Raw genomic sequence first — 19461 nt, 5'->3', positions numbered from 1 at the left:
GACAGGAGAACGGCCGGGGCAACCCGGCCGTTTTCTTTTGCGGGGGCTGACGCTAAAGTCGCCGCTGACGACAACGACAAGAATTCCGATATGACGACGAGCAACACGGCGGCGCGGGCGCTGCCGGTAGTGGACGCGCGGATCTACCCGCGCGGCGGCCTGGACATCCTCTCGCGCGCGGAAGTGGTGCGCCTGCGCGATGCTTCCAGCGGCGGCCTGCACGAACTGCTGCGGCGCTGCGCGCTGGCGGTGCTGACCAGCGGCAGCGCGTCCGACGATCCGCGCGCCGCGCGCGACCTGTACCCCGACTTCGATATCCAGGTGGTCCAGCGCGACCGCGGCGTGCGCATCGACCTGTTCAATGCGCCGGCGATGGCGTTCGTGGACGGGGAGATCATCAACGGCGTGGCCGAACTGCTGTTCGCCGTGGTCCGCGACCTGGCCTACATGGCCATCGAACTGGGGCCGGAATCGGCCGCCGACCTGGAGTCCAGCGAAGGCATCACCAGCGCCGTGTTCGGGCAGTTGCGCAACGGGCGCATCCTGCAGCCGGCCGATCCCAACCTGGTGGTGTGCTGGGGTGGCCATTCGATCTCGCGCGACGAGTATCTGTACACCAAGCAGGTCGGCTACGAGCTGGGCCTGCGCGGGCTGGACATCTGCACCGGCTGCGGCCCGGGCGCGATGAAGGGGCCGATGAAGGGCGCCACCATCGCCCACGCCAAGCAGCGCAAGCACGACAACCGCTACATCGGCATCACCGAGCCGGGCATCATCGCCGCCGAGTCGCCGAACCCGATCGTCAACCACCTGATGATCATGCCGGACATCGAGAAGCGCCTGGAGGCCTTCGTCCGCATCGGCCACGGCATCATCGTGTTCCCCGGCGGCGTGGGCACCGCCGAGGAGATCCTGTACCTGCTCGGCATCCTGCTGCGCGACGAGAACCGCGCGCTGCCGTTCCCGCTGATCCTGACCGGCCCGACCATCGCCGCCCCGTACTTCGAGCAGATCGACCGCTTCCTGCGCCTGACCCTGGGCGAGGCGGCCACCTCGCGCTACGAGATCGTGGTCGGCGATCCGATCGCGGTGGCGCGCAAGATGGCGGCCGGCATCCAGCAGGTGCGCACGTACCGCAAGGAGCAGAAGGACGCCTTCTACTTCAACTGGTCCTTGCACATCCCGCTGGAGTACCAGCGCCCGTTCGCGCCGACCCACGAGGCGATGGCCGCTCTCGATCTGCACCACGGGCGCCCGCCGCACGCGCTGGCGGCGGACCTGCGCCGCGCCTTCTCCGGCATCGTCGCCGGCAACGTCAAGGAAGACGGCATGCGCCGCATCGAGGAGTTCGGCCCGTTCGAGATCCACGGCGACGCGGACATGATGCAGGCCCTGGACGAACTGCTGCGCGCCTTCGTCGAACAGCGGCGGATGAAGATCTCCGGCGAGTATCGGCCTTGCTATCGAGTCATGGCCTGAGCGAGAACCGGCGGCCGCCGGAATGGCGGCCGCGAGAGCGGCATCACTGCGGGCGGGGCAGTTCCAGCAGGCTGACGAAGCTGTCTGTCCCATGCCGGGTGCTCAGCTTGCCATTGCCGGTGCTTTCCACCCGCGCGCGGACCGAGTCCAGGCCGATCCTGTGGCCGCCGCTGGCCACGTTTCCATCGGTCGGCAGGGAGTTGACGATCTCGATCGTGATCCAGTGGCTGTCCTGTCCGACTCGGATGCGGACGTACCCGCCGATGGTGCTGGGCTCGATCCCGTGTCGGATCGCGTTCTCCACCAGTGGCTGGATCGAGAGCGTCGGCACCTCGATCTGCGGCAATGGATCGGGTAGCTGCCACTCGGTGGTCAGGCGCTCGCCGAGGCGCATCTTCTCGATGTCGAGATAGCGCCGCACCAGCGACAGCTCCTCTTCCAGGCTGAGCCGTTCCGGTCCTGCGAGCGCTGCCCGGAACAGATCGGCGAGATCCAGCAGCAAGCGCTCCGCCTGCGCTGGCTGGAAGCGTGCCAGTGCCGCCCCGGTGTTGAGCGTGTTGAACAGAAAATGCGGACGGATCCGTGCACGAAGTGCTTCGAGCTGTGCCTGTTTGGCCTGCACTGCCAGTTGTTGCACGCGCCAGTGGTTCTGGAACGCCAGTAGCGCCATCAATCCCAGGGTGAGGGCGATGGCGGCCACCTTGAGCAGGAACGTGTGCCAGCCGCCATGGAGCAGGGTGAGCTCTTTCAAGATAGCCCACGCAACGGCATGCACGGCCACGGCGATGATCACCAGCAGCGCCACGGCGAGGTAGGCGACCTGCTGCGGACGGCAGCGTTCGAGAGGAGCCCGCACCAGATAGAGTATTGCCAGCGTGGTGAACGCGGTCCATTGCAGCAGCAACGAGGCCAGGCCGAAATGCACCCATCCGGCGGTCGCCTGGCCGGGTGCCAAGGTCAGGATCGTGGCGACGGCTTCGCCCGCCAACAGCACCCAGATCAGGGTGGCGGGCTGCCACAGGATGTCGAGCGGCGTGTGCCGGGCAGTTGCGGGGCGCATGGGTGCGGGTGTCGGAAGATGGCGCATGATGCCTCGAATCCTCTGGCCCATGTCGCCCAGGCTGCCGTTCAGCTACGATCTTCCACCGCCTATCGGACCTCGCTGGCATTGGCCTGGGCAGGGTTCTAATTTAGGGGCGGGAAAAGGGGATACGACATGCAACGCTTTCATGCCGGGCGGCCGCGCGACTTCGGACGGCGCCGACGGATCGGTGGTTTCAGCCTGATCGAGGTGATGGTGACGGTCGTCGTGCTGGCGATCGCCATGAGCATCGCCATTCCGAGCTACACCTACCTGATCAACACCAGCCGGCTGACGTCGGCGTCGAACGAAATGGTCGCATCGCTTCAGCTCGCGCGCTCGGAGGCGATCCGTCTCAATCGAAACGTCGCGGTGTGCCGCAGCGACAACGGCACCACTTGCGCAGCGGGTAGCGGCTGGAACCAATGGATCACGATCGTCTTGACCGGATCCAACGCCTTACGCGTAAGTGCGGTAAAGACCCCGGTCCAGATGAGCGTGAGCGCGGCGGTCAGCGGCAACAACGACCGCATCGTGTTCAGTCCGGACGGGTTCGCCCGCAGCAGCACCGGCATGTTGCTCAATGCGGGGTTTTCCAGTTGTATCGCGACGACGCGCCCGAACGACAATCTGCGGGTCGTGTATGTCGTGGGCGGCAGCCGTATCGGATCCGCCACTACGCCAGGCGACGCTACATGCCCTGCGCCATCAGACTCTCCACCTCCGTGAATTCTATGCATATGTCTTCTTCGCGCCCGGCATCACCGGCGTCGCAACGTGGGATAAGCCTCATCGAGGTGCTGATCTCCGTCCTGATCATGGGCATTGGCATGCTGGGGGTCGCCGCATTGCAGGCGACCGCCCTGCGCAACAACCAGAGTTCCTTCGAGCGTAGCCAGGTGGTCGTGGGTACTACCGGCATCCTCGATGCGATGCGCGCCAACGTGGCGGCGGCCCGGGACGGCAACTACAACATGAGCATGACCTGCGTCGCGCCGACAGGCACGTCGCAAGTGGTGGTCGATCAGCGCAATTTCCTCAACTCGCTGCAGGCGATCATGGGCGCTTCCGCGTGCGGTTCGATCAATTGCAGCGCCGCTGCATGTCAGGTGACCGTGCAATGGGATGACAGCAGGGCCAGCCATGCCGCGGCCGATGCCACCGCGGCGCAGACGCAGCAGTTCCAGACGGTGACCCGGCTATGAGTCGCATGTGGCGGAGTGGGGCGCCAGGCAGGCGCCACAGCGCGGGCATGAGCCTGATCGAGCTGATGATTTCGCTGGTACTGGGGTTGCTCGTGGTCGGCGCCGCCATCGGCATCTTCATCACCAACCGGCGTACCTATGCCGCGACGGAAAACCTGGGGCGCGTCCAGGAAAACGTGCGAACGGCGTTCGAGCTGATGACGCGTGACATCCGCGAGGCGGGCGGGAACCAGTGCAACAGCAGCGACAACATGGGCATGTCGAACGTCATCAACAATCCCGCGTCGCGCTGGTGGACGAATTGGTCGGGCAACCGGCTGGTGGGGGTGTCGGCCAGCGGCAGCTTCCCCGATACGGTGTCAAATCGTGTGGCCAACACCGAGGGGCTGATGCTGATGTCGTCCGGTGATGCGACCGCGATCGTCACCGCGCATACGCCCGCCGCTGCGCAGTTCACGGTCAACACCAACGCCCACGGTTTACGCAACGGCGATCTTCTGATCGCCTGCGGTCCGAACTCCCAGGCGACAGGCGTGTTGCGCACCGGCGCGCTGTTCCAGATGAGCAGCGGGGCGGGCACGACGACCATCGGCCATGCCGTGGGCGGGTCGCCTGGCAATTCCAGCAGCAACCTCGGCATCAACGGTTCTGTCTTCACGTATGGGCCGAACACGATGCTCAGCCGCTTGAACGCGTCGCGCTGGTTCATCGGCACCAACTCTAGGGGCGGACGCTCCTTGTATCAGGGGGTGTTGACGAACACCGCCGGTACGCCGGCAATCCTCAATCAGGAAGTGGCCGAAAACGTGCAGAACATGGTCATCACCTATCTCGTACCCAGTGAAGGTGGCTATGTCAGCGCCACGACCGTCGGCACGCGCTGGGATCAAGTCACCGCGATCAACCTGTCGCTGACGTTCCAGACCCAGGATGCGATCGGGACGAATGGCTTGCCGTTGACGCGCACGATCAGCAACGTCGTGACCTTGCGGAATCGCAACCAATGATAAGAACCTCAGATCGGCCGCGGGTTGCGCGGCAAAGCGGCGTGTCCTTGATCGTCGTGCTCATGCTGCTGCTGGTGATGACCCTCCTGGGCCTGGCGGTCGTGCGCGGCACGCTGATGCAGGAGCGGATGAGCGGCAATCTCCTCGATCGCAGCGTGAACTTCCAGGCCGCAGAATCGGCATTGCGCGAGGGCGAGGCGCTTGCGCTGGCTCAAACCGCGGTGCCGACGGGCAATGGATGCAGTGGAGGTGTCTGCGGCCAACCTCTGGCGACCCAGACGGAGCGTTGGCGTGACGCCAGCTTCGCAGGCTGGGTGGACGCGTCCACCACGACGCGCAGCGCTTCCGCATCGCGAACCCAGTTCTACATCGAATACATGGGCACTTCCGAAGCCTGGTTCGAATGCAACAGCGACGAGAAGTACACGGGACAGCCGATCTGCGTGCGCCCGATGTACCGGATCGTCGCGCGCAGCGAAGCGCCGGGTCGTGCCAGTGTCATCCTTCAATCAAGCTATATCGCGCCGTAAGACGGAGTCACCATCATGAGCCAGTTCCACGACGTTCGTCTGCGCAGGCATAGCTTCTTGCCTCGTCTCAATGCGTTCGCAGCCGCTTTCGCTTGCACCATGCTCTCGCTGCCCGCCAGCGCCGGTATCGTCGTGCCGAGCTATCCGTTGCAATCGGGTGGGCGCATCGCGCCCAATGTGTTGTTCATCCTGGACGATTCGGGTTCCATGGAGAACGCATATATGCCAGACGCCGTGCCGCAAGTATTGGTTACCATTGATGGTAACAACTTGAATATTGGCAATAGTACTTATGCGCGCAATACCATCTATTACAATCCTGCTGTCAATTATGAGCCATGGGTGGATGCTGCTGGTGCCCCCATGACCGGCGGGATGGACTATGGTAGCGTTTATAATAATGTTGAGTTTTTGACGGATAATGTGAGTCTTTCCGGCTCGGATAGATCATTTTATGTCCCCAAAGACCTCTCCAATACCGCCGAGAGCTATCTCTCAAATGCTGTAAATTATTATCGTTACCAAATTCGTACGGATCTTACGGTCATCCGCAGTGAGTTGATGTTTGGTGTGTCTGGTCAGCAAGGGTTGACTGGAAGCGGATGTAGCAACTCAAATGCCGGCTGGCAATGGAAGAATTGCACCCGGGACACTCCTGTTACTCCGGTCCCTTCTCCGGGTTTGCCCATTCACAGGAGCGAGGCGGAGGAGCGTAGGAATTTCGCGACCTGGTGGTCTTACAGTCGTACTCGAATGAAGGTGGCAAAAGGAAGCGCTGGCCGCGCCTTCAGCGATCTTGGTACAAACATACGTGTCGGGTTCCGCACTATTTGGCGAAAGGAGCTTGCAGGGAATCTGATCACTCAGGCGGCTCCCATTCCTGTCGGTCGGAATAATGGATTTTTTGATAATCCGAATGGCGTGAATGGCGCGGACAACAATCGGACGCTTTGGTATCAGCGGTTGTATGGAGCCGATGCAGGAGGGGGTACGCCGCTCCATGGAGCGCTGAACGATGCTGGGCAGTATTTCAGCAGCAGTGCGGCTGGCGGGCCTTACGGCCCGCAAGTCGGGGCTGCCCAGTTTGCTTGCCGACAGAATTTCACGATTTTGACGACGGACGGCTATTGGAATGGCAAGGATAACTATGCAACTCATGTCAATGAACAGGATAACGTTGCGGGTTCCGAGATAACCAGGCCTGTTGGCGATCCCTACACCTATACGCCTGCCCGTCCTTACAGCAGTTCCGACTCGGACACGCTGGCCGACGTCGCGATGCGCTACTGGAAAACCGATCTTCGAACGGATTTGGTGAACAGGGTGCCTAGTAGCGCCTCGGATCCTGCGTTCTGGCAGCACATGACGACGTTTGCTATTTCTATCGGCGCCAAGGGAACGCTCGACCCGAAAACGGACCTGCCTGCAATAACCTCGGGGGCGAAGAATTGGCCCACGCCGGTCAATAACAGTATTCAGAACGTCGACGATTTGTGGCATGCAGCGGTCAATGGTCGCGGCAGCTTCATTGTCGCCAGCAATCCTAACGAGTTTACCCAGGGACTGAAGGCTGCACTGGGGGAAATCGTGAAGCGTACCGGTACCGGCGGCAATCTTGCCGCCAATTCCAGTAGCCTTACCAGCGATACGCATGTCTATCAGGCGACCTTCGTGTCAGGGATATGGACGGGCGAAATGAAAGCCGTCCCGGTCACGAGCACGGGTGTAGATACCACTGCTCCAACATGGCGCAGCAGCATTCCCAGCACAGGCCGCAATATCCGTACGTGGAGCGGTAGCACGGGTGCGGCGTTTCCTACCTCCGCACAACAGACGGCATTGACACGTGCGGTGACGGCGACCGCTGCGGCGGTGACGGGTGCCGACAACGCCGCCTATATCGCGGGAAGCCAGGATCTCGAGCTGAATCGCACCGGCGGGTACCTGCGCACGCGCAGCACCCTGCTCGGCGACATCGTCAATTCTTCTCCGGCCTACGACAGCGTCAGCGGCACCATCTATGTCGGCGCCAACGACGGCATGATGCATGCGTTCGATGCGAGCAATGGCGTGGAGCGCTTTGCCTACGTGCCTGGCAGCCTCAACTTCACCGACTTGGCTACCCTCAGTGCGCCGGACTACGACCACCGGTTCTTCGTGGATGGTCCGATCAGTCTTTCCCGCAAGGATCAGTTGAGCAATCAGACGATCCTGGTGGGCACCCTCGGGCGCGGTGGTAAGGGCATTTACGCGCTGGATGTCACCAACCCTGGCAGCTTCTCCAACAGCAATGTGCTCTGGGAAAAAGCGGGCGACAATTTGGCGTCCACTGCTGCGGACAACAACATGGGCCTGAATCTTGGCGCGCCCGTCATCGCCAAGCTCAACAACGGCGAATTGGGCGTGATCGTGGCCAATGGTCCCAACAGCACCAGCGAGCGTGCGGTGCTGTTCGTGTACCGGCTCAGCGACGGCGCGCTGCTCTCCGAAATCGACACCGGCGTCGGATCCTCGACGTCGCCGAACGGACTGTTTGCGCCGGCCGTTCGCGACATCGACGGCAACGGTACCATCGACTACGCCTATGCCGGCGACTTGCAGGGCAACCTCTGGCGCTTCGATCTTTCCGCATCGACGACATCCAGCTGGAACACTGCATCCAATCGCCTGCGCATGTTCACCGCGACAAATTCCGCCGGTACTGCGCAGCCGATCACGTCGGCGCCGGCGATAGCGCGCGATCCGGCGACCTTCAATCTATGGATATTCTTCGGCACAGGTCGGTTCCTCACCGCCGACGACGTGACCAATACCACTGTGCAGACTGTCTACGGCATCAAGGACTCCACAACCGCAGTTGCCAAGGCCGATCTGCAGCGCCGGAAATTCGCTGCCAAGGGCGTGGTCAATAATCAGAACGTGCGGGTCATGGAAGCCAACAGTGCGTTGGGTACAGGCAAGAAGGGCTGGTATCTGGACTTGATCGATCCACCAGTTGCAGATCCAGCGCCGGCAACGGCCAATGGCGAGCGGGTCTACACTGGTGTGAACGTCATCTCAGGCGTTCTGACATTCACCAGCAATATTCCCGATGACGACCCGTGTCTGCCCGGTGGTAAGGGTCAGGACAATGCAATTGACGCTTTTACCGGGTCAAGCCTCGGCCAGTCGTTCTTCGATCTCAATCAGGACGGTTCCTATGCCGACGAGACACTGACGGTAAATGGCGTGAAAATTCCGGTGGCATCGGTCGCGTTGGGTGGATTGGGCAGCTCGAGCAACTACTTCACCGGGGGCGGTTCGGGCAGCAGCGGCGGCCTGGCTTGCCTCAACATCAACGATGGCAGCGCGGTCTGCAAAAAGATCCGCGAGATCCGCAAGGTCGGGCGTGTCCAGTGGCGGGAGGCGATCCAGGAATGAGTGCGCCCACTTCAATCGTCCTTCACCCCCACCGGAGTCATGGCATGCGTAGTGGCAGTCGATTTTCTGGGCAGCGTGGTTTTAGCTTGATCGAGATCATGATCACGGTGGTGATCATCGCCATCCTGGCCGGTATCGCCATGGCCAGCTACAACTGGGCGATGATCAAGGCGCGGCGTTCGGCGGCGGCTGGATGCGTGCAGGAGGCCGCGCAGTACATGGAGCGTTTCCACACCACGTCCATGAGTTACGTGAATGCAGATGACAGCGCCCCAGCGCTGCCTGCGTGCAGCGCCGACGTGACCCGCTTCTATACGGTGAGTCTTGCTGCCAGCGATGCTTCCAGCTTCAGGATCACCGCAGTGCCGATCGCGGGTAAGGCGCAAGCGAAGGACACGGAGTGCGCGACGCTGCAGATCGATCAGCGCGGTACGCGTTCGGCCAGCGGCACTCTGTCCTCCACGCCTGCACAGTGCTGGTAAGGCAAAAAAAAACCGCCGATAAACGGCGGTTTTTCTTTAATGCGTGGCGCCCGAAGTTGGACTCGAACCAACGACCCCCTGATTAACAGTCAAGTGCTCTAACCGGCTGAGCTATTCGGGCGAGGCGCGTATTGTAGGCACATCTTTTCTGGCTGGCAAGCGTCCGTCCGCATCCCTCATTGTGCGCATGCTGGCCGATCCGCCAGGCGCGCCGAGCGCGCTCGCCCGGTGGCGCTGACGATCACTTCGGCCGCGACGGCCTGATTGCTGCACAGCCGGAGGGTGAGGTTGCTGCCTGCGGCCCTGCCGCTGGGAAGATAGCGCAGCTGCGTGCGGCCGGCCGAGGACAGGATGCGAAGCCTGTCGCCGCCCGGCGCCGGTGAGAGGGTCAGGACATCGCTGCTCGCGTCCGGTTGCCGGTTGCCGTCCGGGTCGGCGTAGATGATCCAGTTGCCGCCCCATTCCACGGCTGGGTGGCACTGTTGCCGATCGATCGACGGGCAGAGCGCAACGGGCTGCCCTCTGGAGATGGCCCACGTCCGGGCCAGGGCGAGCTGTGCGAGCATCTCGTTGGTCGCCGCGAGCTCCTGGTGCCTGTTCAGCATTTGGCTGAAGCTGGGGAGCGCGATGCCCAGCGCAACCACCGCGATGGCCATGGCGGCCAGCGCTTCCGTCAGTGTGAAACCTCGCATCCTTCCGTTCATGGCGCCTCCTCGACTGGCATTGCCAGCTTGGGCGAGGCCGCGCGGGGAGGGGATCGCCGGGATGCCGGCTGGCTTGTAGGAATTTTCCAGACGTGGCTGTCATCCAGCGCTCGCTATACTCATCTGTCGTCTCAAGGTGATGATCCATGTCCGACCGTTTCCAACTCGTATCGCCATACTCGCCCGCCGGCGACCAGCCGCAGGCGATCGAGAAGCTGGTGGCCGGCTTCGAGGCCGGGCTGGCCAAGCAGACCCTGCTCGGCGTGACCGGTTCGGGCAAGACCTACACCATCGCCAACGTGGTCGAGGCGATCCAGAAGCCGACCCTGGTGATGGCGCCGAACAAGACCCTGGCGGCGCAGCTGTACGGCGAGTTCAAGGCGTTCTTCCCGAACAACGCGGTCGAGTACTTCGTCAGCTACTACGACTACTACCAGCCCGAGGCCTACGTGCCGTCGTCGGACACCTTCATCGAGAAGGACAGTTCGATCAACGAGCACATCGAGCAGATGCGCCTGGCCGCGACCAAGACGCTGCTGTCGCGCCGCGATGCGCTGGTGGTGGCGACGGTCTCGGCGATCTACGGCCTGGGCGCGCCGGAGGACTACCTGTCGCTGCGCCTGATCCTGTCGATCGGCGAGCACATCGAGCAGCGCCAGCTGATCAAGCACCTGACCGATCTGCAGTACACCCGCAACGAGTACGAACTGCACCGCGGCACGTTCCGCGTGCGCGGCGAGGTCATCGACGTGTTTCCCGCCGAGTCGGACAGCGAGGCGTTGCGCATCGAGCTGTTCGATGGCGACGTCGAGAACCTGACCCTGTTCGATCCGCTGACCGGCGAGACCCTGCGCAAGCTGCAGCGCTACACGGTCTATCCGAAGACCCATTACGCCACCACCCGCGAGCGTACGCTCAGCGCCGTGGATACGATCAAGATCGAGCTGAAGGAGCGGCTGGAGCAGCTGTATGCGCAGAACAAGCTGGTCGAGGCGCAGCGGCTGGCGCAGCGCACCCAGTTCGACCTGGAGATGATGGCCGAGGTCGGCTACTGCAACGGCATCGAGAACTACTCCCGGCACCTCACCGGCAAGGCGCCTGGCGAGCCGCCGCCGACCCTGTTCGACTACCTGCCGGCCGACGCGCTGCTGGTCGTCGACGAGTCGCACGTCACCGTCCCGCAGATCGGCGCGATGTACAAGGGCGACCGCTCGCGCAAGGAGACGCTGGTGGAGTTCGGTTTCCGCCTGCCGTCGGCGCTGGACAACCGGCCGCTGCGCTTCGAGGAGTGGGAGGCGCGTTCGCCGCGCAGCATCTACGTGTCGGCCACGCCCGGCCCATACGAGCTGCGCGAATCGGCCGGCGAGATCACCGAGCTGGTGGTGCGCCCGACCGGGCTGATCGATCCGGAAGTGGAGATCCGCCCGGTCGGGACTCAGGTCGACGACCTGCTGTCGGAGATCGGTCTGCGCGTGGCGCTGGGCGACCGCGTGCTGGTCACCACGCTGACCAAGCGCATGGCCGAGAACCTCACCGAGTACCTGGGCGAGCACGGGGTCAAGGTGCGCTACCTGCACTCGGACATCGACACGGTCGAGCGCGTGGAGATCATCCGCGACCTGCGCCTGGGCAAGTTCGACGTGCTGGTCGGCATCAACCTGCTGCGCGAGGGCCTGGACATGCCCGAGGTGTCGCTGGTGGCGATCCTGGACGCGGACAAGGAAGGCTTCCTGCGGTCCACCGGTTCGCTGATCCAGACCATCGGCCGCGCTGCGCGCAACCTGCGCGGCAAGGCGATCCTGTACGCGGACAGGATGACCCGCTCGATGCAGGCGGCGATCGACGAGACCGGACGGCGTCGCGAGAAGCAGGTGGAGTACAACCTGGAGCACGGCATTACGCCGAAGTCGGTGGCGCGGCCGATCGTGGACATCCTGGAGGGCGCGCGTGGCGACGCCGCCGTCGAGGCCAAGTCGGGCAAGGGCAAGGGACGCCGGGTGGCGGAGGAGCCGGCCGACTACCGCATGCTGGATCCGGCCGAGGTCGCATCCCGGCTCAAGGCGCTGGAACAGAAGATGTACCAGCACGCCCGCGACCTGGAGTTCGAGGACGCGGCGCGCGTGCGCGACCAGATCAAGAAGCTGCGCGATGCCAGCCTGGTCAGCTAGCCGCACGGCAGCTGGCCTGGTCCTCGCGGCTATTGTTCTTGGCCGCAAGGTGGGCTAAGATTCGCGCCCCTGCAGCGGTATGGCCGCAGCAGCGATGGGCGGTTAGCTCAGCGGTAGAGCACTACCTTGACATGGTAGGGGTCACAGGTTCGAACCCTGTACCGCCCACCACGACATGCGGACAACGCACTCGCGGACAATGCACTCGTGGAACACGACAAAGCCGGCGCCTGCCGGCTTTTTTGTTGGCCGTCGTGCAGGGCGGTCGGACCGCCTCCGCTGGCGGCGGGTGGCCCTGGCGCCCGGCTTGCTTTAGCATCCAGGCGACGATCAGGCGAGGAGGCCGTGCGCATGATGGAATATCATCATACGATTCAAGTCAAAGGACGCTACCAACTCGTGGCGTTGACACGCGAACCCGAATACAGCCCGGCCAACGTGGTCGGCTATACCGTGACCACCGAGGGCGGCGCGCGCCTGGATTCGCACGACATGTCCTTGGACGAGGCGCGGGTCTGGATGGACAACCTGGTCGAGCAGGACGGCGGCGGCGTCAGCGTCGAAAAAAAGCCGTCGAAGAGCAAGCCGAGTACCCGGCGCCGAAGCTAGAATAGCCGCCACGGTGCATCAGGGAGGATAGGGGCTTGTCGAATCGTAAGGTCTATGCGGCTGTGGCCGTCGTCGCGCTCACGGCCGTTGCCGGCTATTTCCTGTCCGGCTATCTGGTGCTGCTGCTGCTCAAGCTGGACACGGGCCTGCTCGGGCTGAGCACCTACTACGAATACGTGCATGCCATCGGCTTGCCGCAGGTCGCGCCGTTCGTCGGCAAGATCAAGTGGGCGGGCTATCTGGGCTTCGGCTTGCCCGGGCTGCTGTGCCTGTTGACGCTGGTGCTGATGTTCAAGCCGCGCAAGCAGGCCCTGCATGGCGACGCCCGTTTCGCCGGTGCTGCCGATCTGGCCAAGCATGGCCTGTTCAAGCAGAGCGGCAACGGCATCGTGGTCGGCAAGTTCCGCGGCAAGCTGGTGCGCCTGAGCGGGCAGCAGTTCGTCATCCTGGCCGCGCCCACCCGTTCGGGCAAGGGTGTCGGCGTGGTGATCCCGAACCTGCTCGAATACCAGGAATCGGTGGTGGTCCTGGACATCAAGCAGGAAAACTTCGATCTCACCAGCGGCTGGCGCGCCAGTCAGGGGCAGGAGGTCTTCCTGTTCAACCCGTTCGCCGAGGACCGGCGCACGCATCGCTGGAATCCGCTCAGCTACGTCTCCGACGATCCGGCATTCCGCGTCTCCGACCTGATGAGCATCGCCGCGATGCTGTACCCGGATGGGTCGGACGACCAGAAATTCTGGGTCAGCCAGGCGCGCAACGCGTTCATGGCGTTCGCGCTGTACCTGTTCGAGAACTGGGACGACGAGCGCAACATCGGCTTCCCGGGCGGCCTGGGCACGCCGACGCTGGGGGCGATCTACCGGTTGTCCTCCGGCGACGGCAGCGACCTGAAGAAATACCTGAAGTCGCTGTCGGAGCGACGCTTCCTCAGCAGCAACGCCAAGTCGGCGTTCTCCAACATGCTGTCGCAGGCCGAGGAGACCTTCGCCTCGATCCTGGGAACGCTGAAGGAGCCGCTCAACGCCTGGATCAACCCGGTACTCGACGCGGCCACCAGCGACAACGACTTCCTGCTGACCGACCTGCGCAAGAAGAAGATGACCATCTACATCGGCATCCAGCCCAACAAGCTGGCCGAGAGCCGCCTGATCATCAACCTGTTCTTCAGCCAGATCATCAACCTCAACACCAAGGAACTGCCCAAGAGCAATCCGGCGTTGAAGTACCAGTGCCTGCTGCTGATGGACGAGTTCACCGCGATCGGCAAGGTCGACATCATCGCCTCGGCGGTGTCATACATGGCTGGCTACAATGTGCGCCTTCTGCCGATCATCCAGAGCATGGCGCAGCTGGATGCGACCTATGGCAAGGACGTGTCGCGGACCATCATCACCAATCACGCACTGCAGATCCTGTACGCTCCGCGCGAGCAGCAGGATGCCAACGACTACTCGGAGATGCTCGGCTACACCACCTTCCGCAAGCAGAACGTCACGCGCGGCAAGGACGTGACCCGCAGCGTATCGGAGGAGAGGAGGGCGCTGATGCTGCCGCAGGAACTCAAGGCGATGGGGAACGATCACGAGGTGTTCCTGTACGAGGGCATCCCGCATCCTGTGAAGTGCGACAAGATCAAGTACTACAAGGACCGGCACTTCACGTCGAGGCTGCTGCCCAAGGTCGATGTGCCGATGCTCTCGCTTTGAAAAAGCGTGATGTGGTTTGCAAATTTATTGGCGGTCAAGCAGGATTGAACGCTTTTTTACCAAACGCTTGACGTGAGCAGTGCGCTGCGGCACATTCTCGCGATGCTGGTGCTGGACAATTGGCAATAGGAACAGGGGGCGTGGGTTCTTACGACACACGCAAGGGTGACATGGAAAGTTTTCTGGCAAATTCCGTTTTTCTCAGTGCTGAAAGCCTGTCCCTGGACGCCGTTCGTCTTCAGGGGCGCTTGCCTGCGCCAGGCTTGCGTAGCCCCGGACGCTGTCGCCAAGCGCACGCGTCGGCGCGGCGTCGCGCTGTGACCTCCCTGTGGCGAAACCCGAAGTTCTCAGGCTGCCGACCGTGTGTCGGCCGTCCATCAAAACATGTTTCCGCAATTTAGAGGCTCGCGTGAAAAGAACGCATATGTTTCGGCTGATCGCCACTCTGAGCACCGTTGCGCTGTTGAGCGCCTGTGCGAGTTCGCCGGCGCCTGATTTCCGCGGCAGGTGGAAGCCGGTCAACCGGTTCTCCGAGTCGACGATGGAGATCCCACTGTATTCCTCGTACGTGTACCAGGCCGTGCCGATGGACGGCACCCTGAAGACGATGCTCGAGCGCTGGGCCAAGGACTCGAACATGGAACTGGCGTACAGCATCCAGTCCGATTACACGCTCTATGCGCCGGTAGCGAAGATCAACACCACGAGCATCCAGCAGGCCGTCGCGGAGCTCAGCGTGGTCTATGCGCAGGAGGGGGTCACGGTGTCCGCCGCGGGCAACCGCATTCTGGTGCAGCCGTCTTCTTCGTTGAGCGGGGCCGCATCGCCGGCCGCCGACGGCGGCGCGAAGTGACTTTACTTTACGGGGGCCGTTCGCGTGTCTCCGCAGCCACATTACGTAACTTGGTGAAGTCTGATGTTCGGTAAAAAACCAGTTGAGAGCGAAAGCGTCAACAAGGCGGTCGCAAAGGCTGTCAACTACGAAGTCAGCATTGCGGATCTCGCCCGGCGCAGCGAGCGCCGCGCATGGTGGGTCGCGTTCGGCGCGATCATCATGTGCCTGCTGCTGGGTGGCGGTTACTACTACATGCTGCCGTTGAAGGAGAAGGTGCCGTACATCGTGATGGCCGATGCCTACACCGGCAATACATCGGTCTCAAGGCTTCAGAACACCGCGGATATTCGCAATATCACTGCGAGCGAAGCGCTGGCCCGGAGTAATGTGGCGCGCTTCATCATCTCGCGCGAGTCCTACGATTTCGCGATGATGGGGCTCAGGGATTGGAAAACGGTGTTCGCTCTGGCCGATGGTCCTGTGGCAAACGAATATCGTCAGTTGCATGCGCCCAACAATCCTGCCGCCCCCTACTTCACATATGGCAAGACACGGGCCATTCGGATCAATATCCTCAGCATTACCCTGCAGGGTGGCAACGGTCAGCCATATACCGGCGCCAACGTTCGCTTCCAGCGCAGCATTTACGAAAAGAGCACGGGGCAAACCACGCTGCTGGACAATAAGTTTGCAATTCTTGGATTTCGTTATAACAGTAATCTAACGATGGCCGATGATCTGCGCGTGGAGAACCCGCTCGGCTTCCAGGTTACCGATTATCGGGTTGACACGGATTATGTTGGCACGCCGACACCACCTCCGGCAGCCTTCCAGGCGCCGGCAGCTGCGCCTGTTGCGCCTGCAGCTGCGCCCGCGAACCAACAACTCTTGCCGGGTCAGTCACCCGGTCAGGTCCAGGGGCAGCTTCCTGGTCAGCCGATGGCGCAGCCGGCAACGCCTGGCGTGAACGGCGTAGCCCCTGCTCAGCAGCAGTTGCCGGTGACGAATGCGATGGAGGCGCCCACTTACCAGGGCGTACAGCCCGCTCCGATGGCGCCTGCGCCCAACGCTGCACCTCAGAACAATGGAAATGGAGCGAACGTTAGATGAGTTTCATGACTAAAAATGGCTCGGCGCATCTGGCGCTGCTCGCCTTGGCTTTGGTTGCGCCGCTCGCGTCCGCTCAGGTTGTCCAACAATACGAGTACGAAGCGGACAAGATTTACCAGGTGCGTACCGGCCTCGGTATCACGACCCAGGTCGAATTGAGCCCCAACGAAAAGATCCTCGACTACAGCACCGGTTTCACGACCGGCTGGGAGTTGAGCCGTCGTGAGAACGTCTTCTACCTGAAGCCGAAGAACGTCGACGTCGACACCAACATGATGATACGGACGGCGACCCATTCCTATATTTTGGAATTGAAGGTCGTCGCAACGGATTGGCAGAGGCTGGAACAGGCAAAGCAGGCCGGCGTCCAGTACAAGGTGACCTTCGTCTATCCGAAGGACACCAGCTTCGCCGCTGCCAGCGAAGAGGTGAAGGACGAGTCGCAGATCGATACCAGGATGTCCAAGGATCGGCGCTATTACTTCGACTACGACTATTCGACGCGCTCGAAGCAGACGTGGATCGTGCCCAATAGCGTGTACGACGACGGCAAGTTCACCTACATCAAGATGGATCTTACGAGATTTCCCACAGGCAATTTTCCGGCCGTGTTCGCGCGCGAGAAGGAAAACGAAGAGGATTTCTTGGTCAACACGACGGTCGAAGGCAATACCCTGATCGTCCACGGGACCTATCCTTTCCTGGTTGTCCGCCACGGCAAGAATGTTGTCGGCTTGCGTAGGAATAAGCAAAAGTGAACTCGAACATACCTCCGTCTGACGAAAACAACGGTCACAACGATGGCCAGTCTCCTCGTTCTCCGCAAAACGGAGATGTCGGCAAGGAGAATCCTTACTTTGCCCGGCAACAGCAAACGGCGGATCCCGATCTCGATGCCAACGAGCCGGTCCTGAGATCCAGCGAGCTGCAAAAGCTCAACCGGAAGGCGTTGCTGTTCCTTGGCGCTATCGCGTTGCTGCTGATCGTGGCCATTTTTTGGCTGGTTGGTGGAAGCGATACGAAAGAGCCGCCGCCGAAGCCGCGTCAGGAAGCCGTGGTGGCGCCCGCGCTCCCGCAGACTGCGGCGCCGTTGCCGACGCAGCCCGCCGAGCCTGTGCCTTTGGCGCAGGAGAGCCTGCCGCCGTTGCCGCCGATGCCGACCGACAACGATATCCGGACGGCGCCCGTCGAGCAGCAGGAGCGTGGCCCGTCGCTGCTCGAGCGGCGCATGGCCGGCATGCAGGACGATCCGGCGCAGGTGGGCGGCGGCCAGCCGGGATTCGGCGGCATTCTGCCTCCTGGCGGACAGCAGCCTGGTGCGGGCCAGGAGCAGGAAACGTCGGCGAAGCCGATTGCGAATCCTGACGGTTTGCTGGTGCGCGGTACCTATATCCGGTGCGTGCTGGAAACGCGGATCATCAGTGACTTTGCGGGTTTCACCTCCTGCATCATCACCGAGCCGGTCTACTCCATCAACGGCAGACGTTTGCTGTTGCCGAAGGGTTCCAAGCTGTTGGGTAAATACGATTCGGTCGAACCGACTGGACCCCGCATGGAGGTCATCTGGGATCGAATCACCACGCCGACCGGTATCGATGTATCGCTTGAGGCGCCGGGTATCGACAACCTCGGCAGTGCTGGCCATCCAGGCAAGTACAACGCGCATTGGGCAAGCCGTATCTCTTCTGCTCTGATGATCAGCATGCTCAGCGATGCGTTCAAATGGGCGGCCGCCGAGAACGGGCCCAAGACCACTACGGTTGGTCTCAACTCCGGATTGGTGACCGAGCAGCCGTTCGAGAGCAACACGGCACGAACGGTGCAGCGTATGGCCGATCAGGCATTGGAGCGCTCGGGGCGTCGTCCTGCGACCGTGACGATCAATCAGGGTACTGTGGTCAACGTCTATGTCGCAAAAGACGTGGATTTCACTGCTGTACTTACCCGTTGATAGCAGCGAGATAATTACGTGACGCTGGACGACTCGCCAACTGCGCAGATATCTTCGGATTTCCTGGATTACCAGTACTCGGTGCTGGGAATCCTGGATTATCTGAATTCGCCGGAGGTGACGGAAATATGCATCAACCGGCCTGGCGAGCTATATCTGGAGACGCTGCGCGGCTGGCAGAAGTTGGATATCCCCTCGCTGACGTTCGATCGTGCGCGCCAGTTCTGCACCGCGGTGGTCAACGAGAGCAATACGGGGCAGCGCATCACCGATACCGATCCAGTCGTGTCGCTGACCTTTCCGACCGGACAACGTGCCCAGTTCGTCATTCCGCCCGCTTGCGATGCAGGCAAGGTCTCGATCACGATCCGTTTGCCTTCCAAGCACACCAAGACGCTGGAGCAGTATCAGGAGGACGGCTTTTTCCAAGAGATCCTGGAGCAGGAAGCGGGCGTCAGCGAACAGGATCGCGAGCTGTTGGAGCTGCGCAGGCAGCGGAACTACTCGGAGTTCTTCAAGAAGGCCGTATTGTTCAAGAAGAACGTCGTCGTCGCTGGCGCTACCGGCAGCGGCAAGACCACGTTCATGAAGTCGTTGGTGAACCACATTCCCAACGAAGAGCGCCTGGTCACCATCGAAGACGCGCGCGAGCTGTTCATCAGCCAGCCCAATACCGTGCATTTGCTCTACTCGAAAGGTGGACAAAGTGCGAGTAACGTAACGGCCAAAAGCTGCATGGAGGCATGCCTGCGCATGAAGCCAGATCGCATCATCCTGGCGGAATTGCGAGGCGACGAGTCGTTCTATTTCATCAGAAATTGCGCGTCCGGCCACCCAGGTTCGATCACGAGCTGTCATGCGGGCAGCATCGGTCAGACATGGGATCAGCTTGCGTTGATGGTCAAGGCCTCGGCGGAGGGTTCAGGGCTGGAGTTTGCTGTCATCAAGCGTTTGTTGATGATGACGATTGATATCGTGGTCCATATTAAATCGCATGCGGGGCGGCGCTATATCACCGGTATCGATTTCGACCCGGAGCGGACTTTGCATGGCAGCAAGTGAATTTGTTCACGAAGGTGATCGCTGAAGCTGTGCCAGATTGACTTCGATTTTGTCTTCAGGCACTATTAATTTGCGCGATCTGCGACTTTAAGGTTCTCAGGCCGATAGT

At 61.9% G+C, this 19461-nt stretch carries 17 protein-coding genes and 2 tRNA genes; 16 read left to right on the top strand and 3 right to left on the bottom strand.

The window, feature by feature from the left end; genetic code table 11:
- Positions 1-90 precede the first annotated feature (90 nt).
- Positions 91-1479, top strand: coding sequence for a nucleotide 5'-monophosphate nucleosidase PpnN (gene ppnN / locus J2Y70_RS11100; protein ID WP_263394925.1), 1389 nt, complete (start codon positions 91-93; stop codon positions 1477-1479).
- A gap of 43 nt (positions 1480-1522) precedes the next feature.
- Here ppnN and J2Y70_RS11095 read toward each other — a convergent pair whose 3' ends face one another.
- On the bottom strand, positions 1523-2566 hold the full coding sequence (locus tag J2Y70_RS11095) for a histidine kinase (RefSeq protein ID WP_309917218.1): 1044 nt from the start codon (positions 2564-2566) through the stop codon (positions 1523-1525).
- A gap of 129 nt (positions 2567-2695) precedes the next feature.
- On the opposite strand from J2Y70_RS11095, the gene J2Y70_RS11090 reads away from it, so the two are divergent.
- From J2Y70_RS11090 to J2Y70_RS11065, 6 genes are read left to right on the top strand one after another with little or no spacing between them, the layout of a single operon-like run.
- A complete protein-coding gene (locus tag J2Y70_RS11090) occupies positions 2696-3289 on the top strand; it encodes a GspH/FimT family pseudopilin (protein ID WP_309917215.1) in 594 nt (197 codons plus the stop codon).
- Between the two features lie 11 nt (positions 3290-3300).
- Positions 3301-3765, top strand: coding sequence for a type IV pilus modification protein PilV (gene pilV, locus J2Y70_RS11085; protein ID WP_263398480.1), 465 nt, complete (start codon positions 3301-3303; stop codon positions 3763-3765).
- Entirely contained in the window at positions 3762-4772 is a 1011-nt protein-coding gene (locus J2Y70_RS11080) for a prepilin-type N-terminal cleavage/methylation domain-containing protein (protein ID WP_309917212.1), read from the top strand. The genes pilV and J2Y70_RS11080 overlap by 4 nt, the downstream gene beginning before the upstream one ends.
- On the top strand, positions 4769-5302 hold the full coding sequence (locus tag J2Y70_RS11075; RefSeq protein WP_309917209.1) for a PilX N-terminal domain-containing pilus assembly protein: 534 nt from the start codon (positions 4769-4771) through the stop codon (positions 5300-5302). The genes J2Y70_RS11080 and J2Y70_RS11075 overlap by 4 nt, the downstream gene beginning before the upstream one ends.
- Before the next feature lie 15 nt (positions 5303-5317).
- Positions 5318-8722 (top strand): PilC/PilY family type IV pilus protein, encoded by a 3405-nt coding sequence (locus tag J2Y70_RS11070; RefSeq protein WP_309917206.1) that lies wholly within the window; start codon positions 5318-5320, stop codon positions 8720-8722.
- Positions 8723-8766: 44 nt separating this feature from the next.
- Positions 8767-9204: a type IV pilin protein gene (locus J2Y70_RS11065; protein ID WP_309917203.1), complete on the top strand. Its 438-nt coding sequence runs from the start codon at positions 8767-8769 to the stop codon at positions 9202-9204.
- A 44-nt stretch (positions 9205-9248) separates the two neighbouring features.
- On the opposite strand, the gene J2Y70_RS11060 is transcribed toward J2Y70_RS11065, so the two are convergent.
- Both J2Y70_RS11060 and J2Y70_RS11055 read right to left on the bottom strand, forming a co-directional pair.
- Positions 9249-9325 (bottom strand) — tRNA-Asn (locus tag J2Y70_RS11060).
- Positions 9326-9380: 55 nt separating this feature from the next.
- Positions 9381-9908 (bottom strand): GspH/FimT family pseudopilin, encoded by a 528-nt coding sequence (locus J2Y70_RS11055; protein WP_309917200.1) that lies wholly within the window; start codon positions 9906-9908, stop codon positions 9381-9383.
- Between the two features lie 146 nt (positions 9909-10054).
- Between J2Y70_RS11055 and uvrB the strand changes: the two genes are divergently transcribed.
- The 9 genes from uvrB to virB11 all read left to right on the top strand — a co-directional run bounded on the left by uvrB (position 10055) and on the right by virB11 (position 19352).
- On the top strand, positions 10055-12076 hold the full coding sequence (uvrB, locus tag J2Y70_RS11050) for an excinuclease ABC subunit UvrB (RefSeq protein WP_263394918.1): 2022 nt from the start codon (positions 10055-10057) through the stop codon (positions 12074-12076).
- A gap of 96 nt (positions 12077-12172) precedes the next feature.
- Positions 12173-12247: transfer RNA gene (locus J2Y70_RS11045), tRNA-Val, on the top strand.
- A 180-nt stretch (positions 12248-12427) separates the two neighbouring features.
- On the top strand, positions 12428-12685 hold the full coding sequence (locus J2Y70_RS11040; protein ID WP_309917197.1) for a hypothetical protein: 258 nt from the start codon (positions 12428-12430) through the stop codon (positions 12683-12685).
- Between the two features lie 35 nt (positions 12686-12720).
- Positions 12721-14394, top strand: coding sequence for a type IV secretory system conjugative DNA transfer family protein (locus J2Y70_RS11035; RefSeq protein WP_309917194.1), 1674 nt, complete (start codon positions 12721-12723; stop codon positions 14392-14394).
- A gap of 424 nt (positions 14395-14818) precedes the next feature.
- Positions 14819-15247 carry a toxin co-regulated pilus biosynthesis Q family protein gene (locus J2Y70_RS11030; RefSeq protein WP_263394914.1) on the top strand — a complete coding sequence of 143 codons (429 nt, stop codon included), beginning with the start codon at positions 14819-14821 and terminating at the stop codon, positions 15245-15247.
- Between the two features lie 63 nt (positions 15248-15310).
- Positions 15311-16339 carry a type IV secretion system protein gene (locus tag J2Y70_RS11025; protein WP_309917191.1) on the top strand — a complete coding sequence of 343 codons (1029 nt, stop codon included), beginning with the start codon at positions 15311-15313 and terminating at the stop codon, positions 16337-16339.
- Entirely contained in the window at positions 16336-17097 is a 762-nt protein-coding gene (locus J2Y70_RS11020) for a TrbG/VirB9 family P-type conjugative transfer protein (protein ID WP_309917188.1), read from the top strand. The genes J2Y70_RS11025 and J2Y70_RS11020 overlap by 4 nt, the downstream gene beginning before the upstream one ends.
- The gene (locus tag J2Y70_RS11015) at positions 17094-18290 is read left to right on the top strand and encodes a TrbI/VirB10 family protein (RefSeq protein ID WP_309917185.1); all 1197 of its coding nucleotides are present in this window, start codon (positions 17094-17096) and stop codon (positions 18288-18290) included. The genes J2Y70_RS11020 and J2Y70_RS11015 overlap by 4 nt, the downstream gene beginning before the upstream one ends.
- Before the next feature lie 18 nt (positions 18291-18308).
- Positions 18309-19352 (top strand): P-type DNA transfer ATPase VirB11, encoded by a 1044-nt coding sequence (gene virB11 / locus J2Y70_RS11010; protein ID WP_309917182.1) that lies wholly within the window; start codon positions 18309-18311, stop codon positions 19350-19352.
- Positions 19353-19461 lie beyond the last annotated feature (109 nt).

The sequence above is a fragment of the Xanthomonas sp. 1678 genome (genome assembly GCF_031455575.1).
Classification (GTDB): Bacteria; Pseudomonadota; Gammaproteobacteria; order Xanthomonadales; family Xanthomonadaceae; genus Xanthomonas_A.
The sequence above is the reverse complement of the archived record's forward strand: the minus strand, read 5'-3'. Positions and strand labels throughout refer to the sequence as shown.